This is a genomic window from Luteitalea sp. TBR-22, assembly GCF_016865485.1.
Taxonomy (GTDB): Bacteria; Acidobacteriota; Vicinamibacteria; order Vicinamibacterales; family Vicinamibacteraceae; genus Luteitalea.
This window is the reverse complement of the sequence record NZ_AP024452.1, coordinates 309677-323609: the sequence shown is the minus strand read 5'-3', so window position 1 is coordinate 323609 and position 13933 is coordinate 309677. Positions and strand designations below refer to the sequence as shown.

Below are 13933 nucleotides of genomic sequence, written 5' to 3'. Positions count from 1 at the left end.
GGTACCGGACTGCCGGGCACCGACTGCCGACACGAGTTCAACGAAGGCCGACGGCCGCATGCCGAAGGCCGGGAGACACGACCATGATTCACCTCGAACAGATCCAGAAGGTGTACCGGACCGACCGCATCGAGACGGTCGCGCTGGCCGACATCAACCTCCGCATCGACCAGGGAGAGTTCGTGTCGATCATGGGACCGTCGGGCTGCGGCAAGAGCACGCTGCTGAACCTGATGGGCCTGCTCGACGAGCCCAGCGACGGCCGGATCACGATCAACGACAAGCACGTCGAGTCGTACCGCGACAAGGACCTCGCGCGGATGCGCAACCGCGACATCGGCTTCATCTTCCAGACGTTCCACCTCATTCCCGACCTGAAGATCGTCGACAACGTGGAGCTGCCGCTGCTGTACCGGCCGGGCAGCGCGAAGCAGCGCCGCCAGCTCGCGCTCGAGGCGCTCGACCGCGTCGGCCTCAGCTCTCGGGTGAACCACTTCCCGTCACAGCTCTCGGGCGGCCAGCAGCAGCGCGTCGCGATTGCCCGCGCCATCGTCGGCAAGCCGATCGTGCTGCTCGCCGACGAGCCCACGGGCAACCTCGACTCCGCGATGGGCGACGAGGTGATGGGCATCCTCGAGAAGCTGAATCGTGACGGAACGACCATCGTCATGGTGACGCACGACCCGCAGAAGGCCGAGCAGACGCACCGCACCGTGCGGCTGTTCGACGGACGGCAGGTGCAATAGACGGCTGACGCCTCTGGCTCAGGGCTCAGGGCTCAGAGAGCTTGCTGCACCGACTGCCGACTGCCGACTGCCGACTGCCGACAAGAAACAACGAAGGCCGAGAGACGACCATGTTGAAGAACTACCTCACCCTCGCCTGGAAGGTCCTGCAGCGCCGCAAGGTGTTCACGGCGATCAGCCTCTTCGGCACCAGTTTCACGCTCGTGGTGCTCACGGTGGCCGTGGCGCTGTTCGACCACGCGCTCTCGCCGGTGCCGCCCGAAGTGCACATGTCGCGCACGCTCGTCATGGGCCGGGCGCGCATGCAGGGCGACGGCAACACGTGGCAGAGTCCTCCGGGATACCGGCTGATTCACGACTACGCCCGCAACCTGCCCGGCGTGCAGTTGATGACGGTGCAGACGGAGGGCTCGGTCGCGACGTCCTTCGTCCAGGGCCGCAAGATCGAGTCGACGCTCAAGCACACCGACGCGGAGTTCTGGCAGCTGTACCAGTTCACGTTTCTCGAGGGCAGCCCGTACGGGGCGTCCGACGTGTCGTCGGCCCGCCTGGTGGTCGTGATCAACGAGACCAGCCGCAGGCGCTTCTTCGGTGAGGGGCCCGCCGTCGGGCGGTACATCGATGCCGACGGCCAGCGCTTCCAGGTGATCGGCGTCGTCAAGGACGTGCCGTCGCTGCGCACGCCGTCGGCCGACCTGTACGCGCCATTGACCACGCAGAAGTCCAAGGGCTGGGAGGAGGAATACCTGGGCAACTTCTCGCCGGCGTTCCTGCTGACGCCGGGCGCCAGGCCCGAGGAGGTCCGCGCCGAGTTCGCGTCTCGCCTCGGCACCTGGAAGCCTCCCGCGAACTCGAACTGGAAGACGCTGTCGGCGACGCTCGAGACCCGGTTCGAGGGCATGGGACGCAATCTCTACCCGGGTCAGACCGACTTCACGCGCACCTACGGCGGCTTCCTCACGATGCTGCTGACCGGCGCCGCGCTGGTGTTCATGGCGCTGCCGGCCATCAACCTGGTGAACCTGAACGTGAGCCGCATCATGGAGCGCGCCTCCGAGATCGGCGTCCGCAAGGCCTTCGGCGCCTCGAGCCGGGCGCTCGTGGTGCAGTTCGTCGTCGAGAACCTGGCGCTGACGGTGATCGGCGGACTGCTCGGGTTCGTGTTGGCCGGCTTCGTGCTGCGGTCGATCAACCAGAGTGGCCTGATTCCGTACGCGGACATGTCGCTCAACCCCCGCATCTTCCTGTGGGGCGTCGGCCTGTCGGTGGTGTTCGGCCTGTTGTCGGGTGTCTATCCCGCGTGGCGCATGTCGCGCGTCCACCCCGTCGTCGCGCTCAAGGGAACGAGGTAAGCCATGGCGCTGCACCTGCTGAAGCTGATCTGGAACCGCAAGCGCGCGAACTTCCTGATCGTCACCGAGATCCTCCTGTCGTTCCTCGTGCTGGCGGCGGTGACGACCGTGGCCGTGCACTACTGGCGCAACTACCAGGCGCCACTGGGGTTCTCGTACGAGCGGATCTGGGACATCGTCGTGCGCGTCCCCCGCGGGATCGACTCGACGCCCGAGGTCGATCGCGAGCGGCTGGCGCGCTTCGTGCGCCTGATGGAAGCGGTGCGGCAGGCGCCCGAGGTGGAGAGCGCCAGCCATGTGCAGATGCCCTCGTTCCGCAACTGGGAGTGGAACAGCGAGGTGACGCTGCCCGATGGGCGCCGGGTCGACTTCAACGGCAATCGTGGCGGCGACGAGCTGGCGGCCACCCTGTCGATCCCGGTCGTGCACGGGCGCTGGTTCGCGCGCGAGGATACCGGGCAGAACTGGGATGCGGTGGTGATCAACGCGGCGATGGCCCGCGCGCTCTTCGGCACGGAGCAGGCCGCCGGCCGGATGATGCCGCGCGGCGACACCCGGGCGCCGCGTCCGGGCGAGGCGCCGTCGCGGCCGCAGCGTGTCGTGGGCGTGATCCAGGACTATCGCCAGTTCGGCGAGTACTCCACGCCGGGCAACTACATGCTGGAGCGCAACGACATCGTCTCGGCCGCGCAGCCCCCGGCCGCGACGGCCTCTGGCGCCACCGGTCAGCCTGCCGGGGCCGATGGCAAGCCCACCGAGCCACGCGTGGAAGCGCAGCTGCCGGGCGCCATCATGCTGCGCCTGCGGCCCGGCGTCGACGCGCAGTTCGAGGAACGCCTCGTGAAGAACCTGCAGGCCATCGCGCCGGACTGGGGCTTCACGATGAAGCCGGTGGAAGACGTGCGCAGCGAGTACCTGCGTAACAACTACCTCACGCCCCTCATGATCATGGGCATGGTGGCCGGGTTCCTGCTGCTGATGGTGGCGCTCGGGTTGAGCGGCGTGCTCTGGCAGAACGTCACGCAGCGCATCCGCGAACTCGGGCTGCGGCGGGCCAAGGGCGCCGACCGGGCGCGCATCAAGCTCCAGATCTTCATGGAGCTGGCGCTGATGACCGGCATCGCGATCGGCCTTGGCGCGATCATCCTGGCGCAGTTGCCGATGTTCGGCTGGCTGGGACCGGTGCCGCCCGGCCTCTACGTCGCGAGCCTGGTGCTGGCGGCCCTGCTGCTCTTCGTGCTGACCTCGTTCTGCGGCTGGTATCCGAGCCTGCTGGCGACGCGAATCCCGCCGGCGGAAGCATTACGCTACGAGTAGAACGGGCACGGGGCACCGGGCCGAGGGGCACCGGGGGGCACCGGGCCGGGCTCCTGCTCCGGGCACCGGCAATGGGGCCCGGCAAGGAGGCCTGGCATCCTGACCGTCGCCCAAGGGCGACGGCTACGACCGGCCAGATGTAGTCGTAGGCGTCGGCCCTGGCCGACGCGTCAACCGCCAACCGTCGGGCGTTCGCGTTCGCGTTCGCGTTCGGCGTCAGACATCATTCAGCATTCTCGGCATCGCAGCACTCGCCCATGACCATGCCTTCTCCTGTGCGGACCGACACCGCGCCGATCCTCATCGCCGACGACGATGAGGCGGTGCGGGCGTCGCTGGCGCTGCTGCTGAAGCAGGCCGGCTACCGCACCCATGCGGTCGGCTCGCCCGATGCAGCCGTCGACTGGCTGGCGCAGCAGCCGTGCAGCCTGGTGCTGCAGGACATGAACTTCTCGCGCCGCACGTCGGGCGAGGAGGGTCTCGACCTGCTGCGCCGCATCCGCGAGGCGCATCCGGCGCTGCCGGTCGTCCTGGTCACGGCCTGGGGCTCGATCGCGCTCGCCGTCGAGGGCATGCGACTCGGCGCGGCGGACTTCGTGACCAAGCCGTGGACCAACCCGGCCCTGTTGCAGTCGGTGCAGACGGCGCTCCGCCTGGCCGGCACCGGAACCCACGAGGCCGCGCCCATCTCCCGCGAGGACCTCGACGCCAGCTACGACTTCGATGCCATCGTCACGGCCGACGCCCGCATGCTGAAGCTGCTGCAGCTGGTCGGCCGCGTCGCGGCCACCGACGCGTCGGTGCTGATCACGGGCGAGAGCGGCACCGGCAAGGAACTGATCGCCGACGCGCTGCACCGCAACAGTCACCGCCGCAGGAAGCCGTTCGTCAAGGTGAACCTCGGCGGCATCTCGGCCTCGCTGTTCGAGAGCGAGATGTTCGGCCACGTGCGCGGCGCGTTCACCGACGCCAGGCACGACCGGCAGGGCCGCTTCGAGATGGCCGACGGCGGCACGATCTTCCTCGACGAGATCGGCGACCTCGACGCGTCGTCGCAGGTGAAGCTGCTCCGCGTGCTGCAGGACCGCACCTACGAGGTGCTCGGCTCCAGCCAGCAGCGGACGGTCGACGTGCGCGTGGTGGCCGCGACCAACCGCGCGCTGCCCGAGATGGTGCGGCGGGGCGAGTTCCGCGAGGACCTCCTGTACCGCATCAACCTGATCACGGTCCACCTCCCGGCGCTGCGGGAGCGACCCGGCGACATCCCGCTCCTCGCGCGCCGGTTCGTGCAGGCACTCGCGCAGCACCAGGGGCGGGATTCACTCACCATCAGCCCCGCTGCCGTGAAGTGGCTGCAGGCCCTCCCGTGGCCCGGCAACATCCGGCAGCTCAAACAGTGGATCGAGCGCGCCGCGCTCGTCACGCCAGGACAGGTGCTCGACGTGGACGACTTCCGCGCGACCTCGGAGATGGAGGGCACGGCCGCCCCCCGCGCATTGCAGGACGCCCTGCCCCCGGTGGGCAGCATGACGATGGAGGAGATCGAGCGGGCGATGATCCTGAAGTCGCTGCGACACCACGGCGGCAACCTCAGCCGCGTCGCCGAGTCGCTGGGCTTCAGCCGCGCCGCGTTGTATCGTCGGCTCGAGAAGCATGGCATCGCCGTGTGACCCGCTCTCAGGGCTAGCCCACGACTCACGTGAGTCCAGCACGTCGTGGGCGGGCGACCGGGAGCCATGAGCCTGAAGCCACACAGGTGAGCCCGGGTCTAGGGCGTGGCCGGCGGCCGCCAGTTGAGGATCAGCGTGATGGGTGGGGCCGCGGCGTCGGTCACCGGCTGGTTGACCAGGAACCGACCGTCGGCCGCGACCGCGTACTGCGGCCGGCTCGTCGCAATCGTCCCGCCCTCCACGATCCGCGTCGGAAACAATGCCACCGGCGGGCCAGCGGCGAACGTGGCGCCCGCGGCCGTGACGGGCGCGGCCATCAGCGTCGCGTCAGGCGCCAGGAAGTAGAGTTCCTGGCCGTCGGCGCGCCAGCGCGGCGCCACGCCGCCGGCCGTGGAGACCTGCCACCGGCCGCTCCCGTCGGGAAAGGGCTGCACCACCACCTCGGAGCGCCCCGACTCGTCGGTCTGATACGCCACCCAGCGCCCGTCGGGCGAGAACTGCGCAAGAATTTCTTCCGCGGGCGTGTTGGCGACGACGCGCGGCGGGGCGGCCGGGGCCGACATGTCGAGCGCCCACACGTCGCGGCCGGTCGTGGGGTGCAGCTCGTGGTAGAGCAGCCACCGGCCGTCCCGCGACCAGGCCTGCGGGAGCTTGGGATGGGGCGAGGCCAGCACCCGCGCTTCGGCGCCTGCCCCGTTCGAGGGCTTCAGGTACAGGTCGAGCACGCCGCTGCGGTTCGAGGCGAAGGCGATCCGCGTCCCGTCCGGCGCCCAGATGGGAACGTGCTCCGACGCCGCGTCGAACGTCAGGCGGGCCAGCCCGCCGCGGAGCAGGTCCCCCAGCCAGACATCGCGGTTACCCTGCACCGTGCGTTGCATCGCCACGCGCCGGCCGTCGGGCGACAGCTCGGGATAGCCGAGATCCTGCCCGTCGGGTGCGCCGACGACACCGACGACCTTGCCCGTCCGGTCGACCCAGGTGAGCTGGCGTGCCCCGCTCCCGCCGGCGCGATAGGCCACCAGGCCTGCGCCCGCCACGTCGAAGCCCCGATGGCCAAGCAGGCTCACGCTGATGCGATCGGCCAGCCTGACGGGATCCCCCGTCAGCACCCGACGCACCAGGTCCAGGCGGCGTGCCACCAGCGTCCCCTGCTGGACGAAGACCACCTGATCCGGCGGCAAGAACGCGCCCCCCGAGTCGGCCGGCGTCAACCGCGTGGGCGGGGTGCCGTCGAGCGTCCCCAGGTAGATCCCCGCCGCCGCGGGCGTGCCGCTGACGTAGAACAGAAACTGCCGGCCATCGGGGAGGAACTGCGGCGCGCGATGGGCGACCTGGTGGGGCGCATCGAGTTGCGTCACCGCTACCGGCGTGCCGCCGGCGGCCGCGACGCGCGCCAGGGTGCCGAGCGCCCGCGGCGCGAACAGGATCGTGCCCTCCGCGTTCCAACTGCCCGCGATGGTGACCCCCGTCGCGGCCGCCAGCCCCTGTGGCGCGCCCCCGGCGAGATCGAGGCGCTGGAGCGTCCGGTTGGCGAAGAAGCCGACCACGCGGCTGTCGGGCGACCAGAACGGCCCGCGCGCGCCCTCGGTGCCGGCCAGCGGCCGCGCCTCGGCCTGATCGAACCGACGCAGCCACAGCCGCGGCGGCCCGTCGCCCGAGGCGACGAAGACCAGGGCGCGGCCGTCGGGCGACAGGGCGAAGTCCAGCGGCGCCTCCGTGGTGGGCGTCGCGATGTCCAGGCGCATCTCCGGCGGAGCGGGGGGAGGCGTCTCGCGCAGATGGCGCAGCGCTGGGACGGCCAGCGCCGCGGCCACGACGGTCGCCACGGCGGCCACCATCCAGGGGAGGCGCCCGCGCGCCGCGGCCGGCGACGGCGCGGTCGCGGGGGCCGCATCCGTCTCGAACGCACCCGCGAGCGCGAGGCGCATGTCCCCGATGGCCTGCAGCCGTTGCCGCGGGTCCTTCTCCAGACACCGTTGGAGGTGCGTGACGAGCGTGGGCGATACGCCCGGCGGCAGCCGCGTCCAGTCCGGCTCCGCCCGCACGACGGCCGCGAGCGTCTCGGTGACGTCTTCGCCCGGGAACGCCCGCTGCGCCGTGAGCATCTCGTACAGCACCGCCCCGAACGCCCAGATGTCGGCACGCCGATCGACGGCCCTGCCGCGCGCCTGCTCGGGGCTCATGTACGCCGCCGTGCCGAGGATCATGCCCATCGCCGTCATCGCGGGCGAGGTCATCGTCGGCGACATCGACGCGCTCACGCCGCCCGCCGTCGCGCTCCGCCCTTCCGGCCCGAGCGCTTTGGCGAGGCCGAAGTCGAGCACCTTCACGGTGCCGTCGCCGCGCACCTTGATGTTCGCGGGCTTCAGGTCACGGTGAATGATGCCCTGCTCGTGCGCGGCCTCGAGTGCCTCGGCGATCTGCGTCGCGAGCGGCAGCGCCTCGTCGATCGGGATCGGCCCGCGCGCGATCCGCTGCGACAGGTCCTCGCCCTCGACCAACTCCATCACGAGCGCCGTCAGGCCGTCACGCGCCTCGAGGCCGTAGATCGCCCCGATGTGCGGGTGATTCAGCGCCGCGAGCGTCTTGGCTTCGCGCGTGAACCGCGCGACCCGCTCACCATCCGCGGCGAACGCGTCCGGCAGCACCTTCAGCGCCACGTCGCGATCCAGCGTGGTGTCGCGGGCCCGGAACACCTGTCCCATCCCGCCCGCGCCGATCGGCGCGAGGATCTGGTAGACACCAAGTCGGCTGCCGGAAGTCAGGGCCACGTGCGGCGAGTATAGACGCGACGGTCAGGGGTGGGAGCGTGCGCGGTCTGTCCGGACGCGAGGAGTGAGAACGCTGTCGGTGACGCGGGGCTGGAACAGCCGGCCCTACCGCCACGGCCTGACGGCGAGACTCCGGCGAGTGCCGGCGCGTCGTTCTTCATCGTGCTTGCTCCCAGTACCGTGCTCGATGGCAAGTACACTGCGTCAGGCCGTGTGGTGGGCGGGATGCAGGTGGTTGAAGCGATCGAGCAGGTTCGGGTGAAAGGCGAGACGCCGCACACGCGGGTGGAAGTGAGACGAGTCACCGTCGAGCGCCGCTGATCCAACAGCAGAATGAGCGGTCAGGAGGGCCCTCCTGTCGATGTTTCCTCCAGGGCCCGGGTTTCCGCCAAGTGAGGTGGTATGCGATTTGTGTATGCGCCGATCGTGCTCTCCTTCGTCTCCATGGCGTCGCCGGCCTATGCGCAGCCCAGTTCGAACAGCGTGTTCCTGGAGGATCTGACGTGGGTTGAATGCCGCGATGCCATCAAGGCCGGCAAGACGACAGCGATCATCCCGACTGGCGGCACCGAGCAGAACGGCCCGCACATGGTGCTCGGGAAGCACAACTTCCTCGTGAAGTACAAGGCCGGCGATATCGCGAAGCAGCTCGGCAACGCGATCGTGGCGCCGGTGCTGGCATATGTTCCCGAAGGTGAGATACCCGGACCGAAGCCGGCGGCCGGCCACATGCGTTTTCCCGGGACGATCACAATCCCCGAAGCGGTGTACGAGGGCATTCTGGAATATGCGGCCAGAAGCCTGCGGGCTGCGGGTTTTGTCGATATCGCGTTCATTGGCGACAGCGGCGGAAATCAGGCGGGACAGAAAGCGGTGTCAGAAAAGCTGAACAAGGAGTGGGCGTCGACGAACGTCCGCGTCCACCACATCACCGACTACTATCCGGGGCGTGGCGATGCGATCGCCATGGCGAACGGCTTGACGATGGAGGAGGTGGGCGGTCACGCGGGCAGCCAGGACACGACCAGTCTTCTTTATCTCGATCCGTCGAAGCTCCGCATGGACAAGTTCTTCGCGGGCAAGCCGAACGACGGACAGGGGCACACGGGCGACCCGCGCAAGGCAACGGCCTCCATCGGCAAGCTGATTGTGGAGGCGCAGATCGAGGACGCGACGAAACAGATTCAGAGATTGAGAGTCGAGAGTCGGAAGTAATTCAACCGACCTCACGCTCGATCAGCAAGACGCGCGCTGGGATGCCCTCGAGCGCGATGACGCGGAGGCCGCCGCGCGCGCCATCCGTACGGAGGCTCCGTGACTGCCATCGACTCGCTCGTGTCCGCATTTGAATCCGGCCGCCTCACCCGCCGTCAGCTCGTGCAGGGACTGGCCGCACTCGTCGGCGCCACCTCGGCCAGCGAGGCTGCCGCGCAGGCGCCGCCGATTCCCGCCCTGTCGCTCAATCACGTGTCGCTGGCGGTGGCCGATCCCGAAGCCTCGAAGCAGTTCTTCCAGAAGACCTTCGGTATGCCGGTCGCGTCGACCCAGGGCACCGGCATCAACCTCGCGCTCGGTACGAGCTTTCTCGGGCTCTACAAGTTGCCGAACCCGGGCCGCGTCGATCACGTGTGTCTCGGCGTCGACAACTACGACGTGAACGCCATGGCGACGAAACTCGAGGCCCAGGGCATCAAGGCGACGATTCGCAAGGACAAGCCCGAGGTCTACTTCACAGACCCCGACGGCATCCGCTTCCAGCTCGAGAACAAGGACTACCGCGGCTGAAGCACGAGGATGAGTTAGCGCCTGCTGCGCCGAATCGAGTCAGCCCCGCCGGCAACAGGGCGAACAAGAGTCCCCAGGGACGGCAGGACGCTCAGAGGCCGCCCGCGACCGCAGCGATGTGACGCGACTGTCATTGGCCAGAGAGCGCGCAGGCTGCTGGCCTGGCGCGAGGAGTAAGAACATGGCCCGACACCACGGATCTCCCACGTGACACTTCGTCGACTCTTCTACGCCTACCTCCTGGTGCTGCACGGCGTCGCCGCCGCGCTGGCGTGGCACATTGCGCGCGGATCGGTGTGGGGACTGCTCGGGCTCGAGGCCGGTCTCGCCGTGTCGGTCGCTGTCGGCGCCTGGCTGATCGACCGGCTCCTGCGCGCCCACGCCCTGGTCCGCGAGAGCGCCCAGCTGCTGGAGGAGAGCGACTACACCACCCGCTTCCTGCCGACCGGCCAGATCGAGATCGATCGGCTCATCGCGATCTACAACCGGATGGCCGACGCCCTGCGCGCCGAGCGCGTGCGGGTGCGCGAGCAGCACCACTTCCTCCAGAGCCTGCTCGAGGTGTCGCCGTCGGGCGCGGTGATCCTCGACCACGACGCCCGCGTCGACTTCGTGAACCCGGCGGCCGCCCGCCTGCTCGGCCCGGACGTGCGGCCGGGCCTCCCCGCGCACGCCGAGGGGTCGGTGCTCCACGACGTGATCGATGCGGTCGCCACCGCGCCGTCGGCGCTGGTGACCCTGCCCGGCGGCCGGCGCGCCAAGGCGAGCCGCGGCACGTTCATGGACCGCGGCTTCAGCCGGACGTTCCTGCTGATCGAGGAGCTCACCGAGGAGCTGCGACAGGCCGAGAAGGCCGCCTACGAGAAGCTGATCCGGATGCTGTCGCACGAGGTCAACAACTCGGTCGCCGCGTCGAACTCGCTGCTCGGATCCTGCCTGGTGCTCGCCGAGCAGTTGCCCGGCGAGGCACGCAGCGATCTGGAGGGCGCCCTGCACGTCGTGATGAACCGCACGTCGCAGCTCGGCGCCTTCATGAAGGCCTTCGCCGACGTCGTCCGCCTGCCTGAGCCGACGCTGGCGCCCTGTAACCTCCACGACCTGCTCAACCATCTCCGGCGATTGATGGCGGCTGAGGCCGACCGGCGACGAATCGCGCTCGTCATGGAACTGGAGCCGGTGCCGCCGGTCGACCTGGATCGCACCCTGATGGAACAGGCCCTCGTGAACATCCTCAAGAACGCGATCGAGGCGGTGGACCACGACGGCCGGGTGGTCGTGCGCACGGGGATCTCGGGCGCCCAGCCGTTCCTGCAGGTCGAGGACAGCGGCCCGGGGCTCGCGCCGGAGGTCCGCGCCCACCTCTTCACGCCGTTCTTCAGCACCAAGGAGTCGGGCCAGGGCATCGGGCTCACCCTGGTGCAGGAGATCCTCACGCGTCACGGGCTGGCGTTCACCCTTGACGGCCCCGACGGCGGCCCCACCCGATTCACCATCTGGTTCGGGTCGCACTAGCGCCGATGGCGGGTGGCGCGGTGGCCCGGCCGTGGGCGCCGATGACTTCCGCGCGTCGTACTCGTCTCTATGAGCATGAGCGCGCCCGCCGCGCGCCGGAAGGAAGCCCGCATGTCCCTCAGGTCCGTGACCCCGTACCTCCACTTCAGTGGCAACGCAGCCCAGGCCATCGCCCTGTACGTCGACGCCCTCGGTGCCACCGTCGAGTTCCGGCAGCAATACAAGGACGTCCCCGGAGGGCAGTTCACTGCTGAACAGGGCGAGCAGATCATGCACGCGACGCTGAACATCGGCGGCTCGCAGCTGATGCTGAGCGACGCCTACCCCGGCCTGCAGGTCGCGCCGGGCACCAACATGAACGTGGCGGTCCACTACACGGACACCTCCATCGTCGAGGCCCAGTTCGCGAAGCTCGCCGAGGGCGGCCGGGTGGAGACGCCGCTCCAGGACACCTTCTGGGGTGCGCGCTTCGGCCAGCTCGTCGACCGTTTCGGCATCAGCTGGATGTTCAATGCCGAACTGCCTGCCAGGTAGCCTGCAGGCCGCAGCCTGTCGCCTGTGACCGCCGACGACGTCCGCGCCGTGCTGCTCGCCCTCGAGGGAGTCGAGGAAGGTGCCCACATGGGCCACCCCGACTTCCGGGTGGGAGGCCGCGTGTTCGCGGGACTGCTCGCCAACGACACGGTGGCCTCCGTCGGCCTCGACCCCGACACGCAAGCGGGCCTGGTCGAGGAAGCCCCGACGTGGTTCGCACCCGCGGCCGGCGCCTGGGGGCGCCAGGGGTGGACGCGCATCACGCTGGCCGGCGCGCCGCCCGAGCTCGCCCGCGCGGCGCTCGAGGCGGCGTGGCGGCTGGCGCGCACCCGGTCGCCCGCGCGTCCGCGGCGCCCCAAGCGCTAGCGAGGCGAGGGTGGTCGGCCTCCGCGACGGGCGTGGGGCGTCTGACGTCAGTCATCAAGCGTCAACCGTTAGGCGTTAAGCGTTAAGCGTTAAGCTGTGCAGCCATGCTGCACCCGCATCGGTACTTCGATCCGGATCCCGCCACGCGGAAGATCGCGCTCGACCTCTACACGCGTGTCGAGACGCTCCCGCTCGTGTGCCCGCACGGCCACGTCGACCCGAAGCTGCTCGCCACCAACGCGCCGTTCCCCGACCCGGCCGCGCTGCTGGTCATCCCCGACCACTACGTCACGCGGATGCTGTACTCGCAGGGCATCCGGCTCGAGCAGCTCGGCATCCCGACGCTGGACGGCACGCCGGTGGAGACCGACCCGCGCCGCATCTGGCAGCTCTTCGCCGATCACTTCCACCTCTATCGCGGCACGCCGACCGGTGGCTGGCTGAAGCACGAGTTCGAGGGCGTGTTCGGCATCACCGAGACGCTCACCGGCGCCAACGCGATGGCGATCTACGACCGCATCGAGGCCTGCCTCAGGACGCCGGAGTTCCGGCCGCGCGCCCTGTATGAACGCTTCAACATCGCGGTGTTGTGCACGACCGACGCGGCCGGCGACACGCTGGAATGGCACAAGGCGATGCGCGACGAGGGCTGGGGCAACGTCAGGCCGACGTTCCGTCCCGACATCGCCGTCACGCTCTCGCACCCGGGCTGGCGCGCCGAGATCGATCGCATCGGCGCCCTGACCGGTGAGTCGATGGGCAGCTACGCCTCGTTCATCAGGGGCCTCGAGGCGCGGCGGGCCTTCTTCAAGTCGATGGGTGCGACGGCGACCGATCACGCGGTCGTCGTGCCGTACACGGCGCGAATGGAGGATGCCGACGCCGAGGCGATCTACGCGCGCGCCCTGGCCGGCCCGGTGTCGCAGGCCGACGAGGTGCGGTTCAGCGCCCACATGCTGATGGAGATGGCGCGCATGAGCACCGAGGACGGGCTCGTGATGCAGCTGCATCCGGGAAGCTTCCGCAACCACAACCAGCAGGTCTTCGATCGCTTCGGCCCCGACCGCGGCTGCGACATCCCGCTGGCCACCGAGTACACGCGCAACCTCCACGCGCTGCTCAACGCGTACGGCAACGTCCCGGGCTTCACGCTCGTGCTGTTCACGCTCGACGAGACGGCCTACAGCCGCGAGCTCGCGCCGCTGGCCGGACACTACCCGGCAGTCGTGCTCGGGCCGCCCTGGTGGTTCCACGACAGCATCGAGGGGATGCTGCGCTTCCGGCACATGGCGACCGAGACGGCGGGCTTCTACAACACGGCGGGGTTCAACGACGACACGCGCGCCTTCCCGTCGATTCCGGCGCGGCACGACGTGGCACGGCGCGTCGATGCGACCTTCCTGGCCCAACTGGTCACCCGACACATCATCGAGGAAGCCGAGGCTCACGAGGTCATCGTCGATCTGAGCCAGACGCTGGTGAAGAAGGTGTATCGGTTGTAAAGCGCGGATCGGGCACCGGGCACCGGGCACCGGGCACCGGGCACCGGCACCGGCACCGGGCGGGAACGTCGGGCCGGGGCTGGCGCGACGACGGTATTCATGCCGTCGCAGCCGTGGTGTGTTAAGTCTGGAGGATGGCCACGACGCGCAAGGATCCGGGGGTTGCAGCAGTGCTCAGCCTCGTCGTGCCGGGAGTCGGCCAGATCTACAACGGCGACTTCCTGCGCGGCATCTTCTGGCTCATCGTGACACCCGGCTTCTGGCTCGGGACCGGCGGGCTGTTCGGGTGGGTCTGCCACGTGCTGGCCGCGTGGACGGCGCACAGGCGCGCACACTGGCACAACGGTCGACTTGCCGCCAGCGCCGCCTTCTCCTAGG

General features: G+C 69.5%; 13 protein-coding genes. 12 read left to right on the top strand and 1 reads right to left on the bottom strand.

The genetic code is table 11. The features are described from left to right. Positions 1-83: 83 nt before the first annotated feature. The 4 genes from TBR22_RS01395 (at position 84) to TBR22_RS01380 (ending at position 5085) form a co-directional block, all read left to right on the top strand. Entirely contained in the window at positions 84-746 is a 663-nt protein-coding gene (locus TBR22_RS01395) for an ABC transporter ATP-binding protein (RefSeq protein ID WP_239491161.1), read from the top strand. Between the two features lie 110 nt (positions 747-856). Beyond that, the gene (locus TBR22_RS01390) at positions 857-2098 is read left to right on the top strand and encodes an ABC transporter permease (protein WP_239491160.1); all 1242 of its coding nucleotides are present in this window, start codon (positions 857-859) and stop codon (positions 2096-2098) included. 3 nt (positions 2099-2101) lie between these two features. Beyond that, on the top strand, positions 2102-3415 hold the full coding sequence (locus TBR22_RS01385) for an ABC transporter permease (RefSeq protein ID WP_239491159.1): 1314 nt from the start codon (positions 2102-2104) through the stop codon (positions 3413-3415). A gap of 257 nt (positions 3416-3672) precedes the next feature. Next, complete coding sequence (locus tag TBR22_RS01380; protein WP_370651379.1) at positions 3673-5085, top strand: sigma-54-dependent transcriptional regulator; 1413 nt, start codon at positions 3673-3675, stop codon at positions 5083-5085. A gap of 98 nt (positions 5086-5183) precedes the next feature. Here the strand turns inward: TBR22_RS01380 and TBR22_RS01375 are convergent, their stop codons facing one another. Further along, positions 5184-7856: a protein kinase gene (locus TBR22_RS01375; protein ID WP_239491157.1), complete on the bottom strand. Its 2673-nt coding sequence runs from the start codon at positions 7854-7856 to the stop codon at positions 5184-5186. Positions 7857-7886: 30 nt separating this feature from the next. On the opposite strand from TBR22_RS01375, the gene TBR22_RS26865 reads away from it, so the two are divergent. The 8 genes from TBR22_RS26865 (at position 7887) to TBR22_RS01340 (ending at position 13932) form a co-directional block, all read left to right on the top strand. Next, positions 7887-8177, top strand: coding sequence for a peptidylprolyl isomerase (locus tag TBR22_RS26865; protein ID WP_370651378.1), 291 nt, complete (start codon positions 7887-7889; stop codon positions 8175-8177). 105 nt (positions 8178-8282) lie between these two features. Further along, entirely contained in the window at positions 8283-9071 is a 789-nt protein-coding gene (locus TBR22_RS01370; protein ID WP_239491156.1) for a creatininase family protein, read from the top strand. Between the two features lie 99 nt (positions 9072-9170). Continuing rightward, positions 9171-9641 (top strand): VOC family protein, encoded by a 471-nt coding sequence (locus TBR22_RS01365; protein WP_239491155.1) that lies wholly within the window; start codon positions 9171-9173, stop codon positions 9639-9641. Between the two features lie 207 nt (positions 9642-9848). Next, complete coding sequence (locus tag TBR22_RS01360) at positions 9849-11153, top strand: PAS domain-containing sensor histidine kinase (RefSeq protein WP_239491154.1); 1305 nt, start codon at positions 9849-9851, stop codon at positions 11151-11153. A gap of 111 nt (positions 11154-11264) precedes the next feature. Continuing rightward, positions 11265-11687: a VOC family protein gene (locus TBR22_RS01355; protein ID WP_239491153.1), complete on the top strand. Its 423-nt coding sequence runs from the start codon at positions 11265-11267 to the stop codon at positions 11685-11687. Positions 11688-11711: 24 nt separating this feature from the next. Continuing rightward, complete coding sequence (locus tag TBR22_RS01350; protein ID WP_239491152.1) at positions 11712-12053, top strand: MmcQ/YjbR family DNA-binding protein; 342 nt, start codon at positions 11712-11714, stop codon at positions 12051-12053. Positions 12054-12157: 104 nt separating this feature from the next. Then, positions 12158-13555, top strand: coding sequence for a glucuronate isomerase (uxaC, locus tag TBR22_RS01345; protein ID WP_239491151.1), 1398 nt, complete (start codon positions 12158-12160; stop codon positions 13553-13555). A 134-nt stretch (positions 13556-13689) separates the two neighbouring features. Next, positions 13690-13932 carry a hypothetical protein gene (locus TBR22_RS01340; protein WP_239491150.1) on the top strand — a complete coding sequence of 81 codons (243 nt, stop codon included), beginning with the start codon at positions 13690-13692 and terminating at the stop codon, positions 13930-13932. The last annotated feature ends 1 nt before the right edge of the window (position 13933 follow it).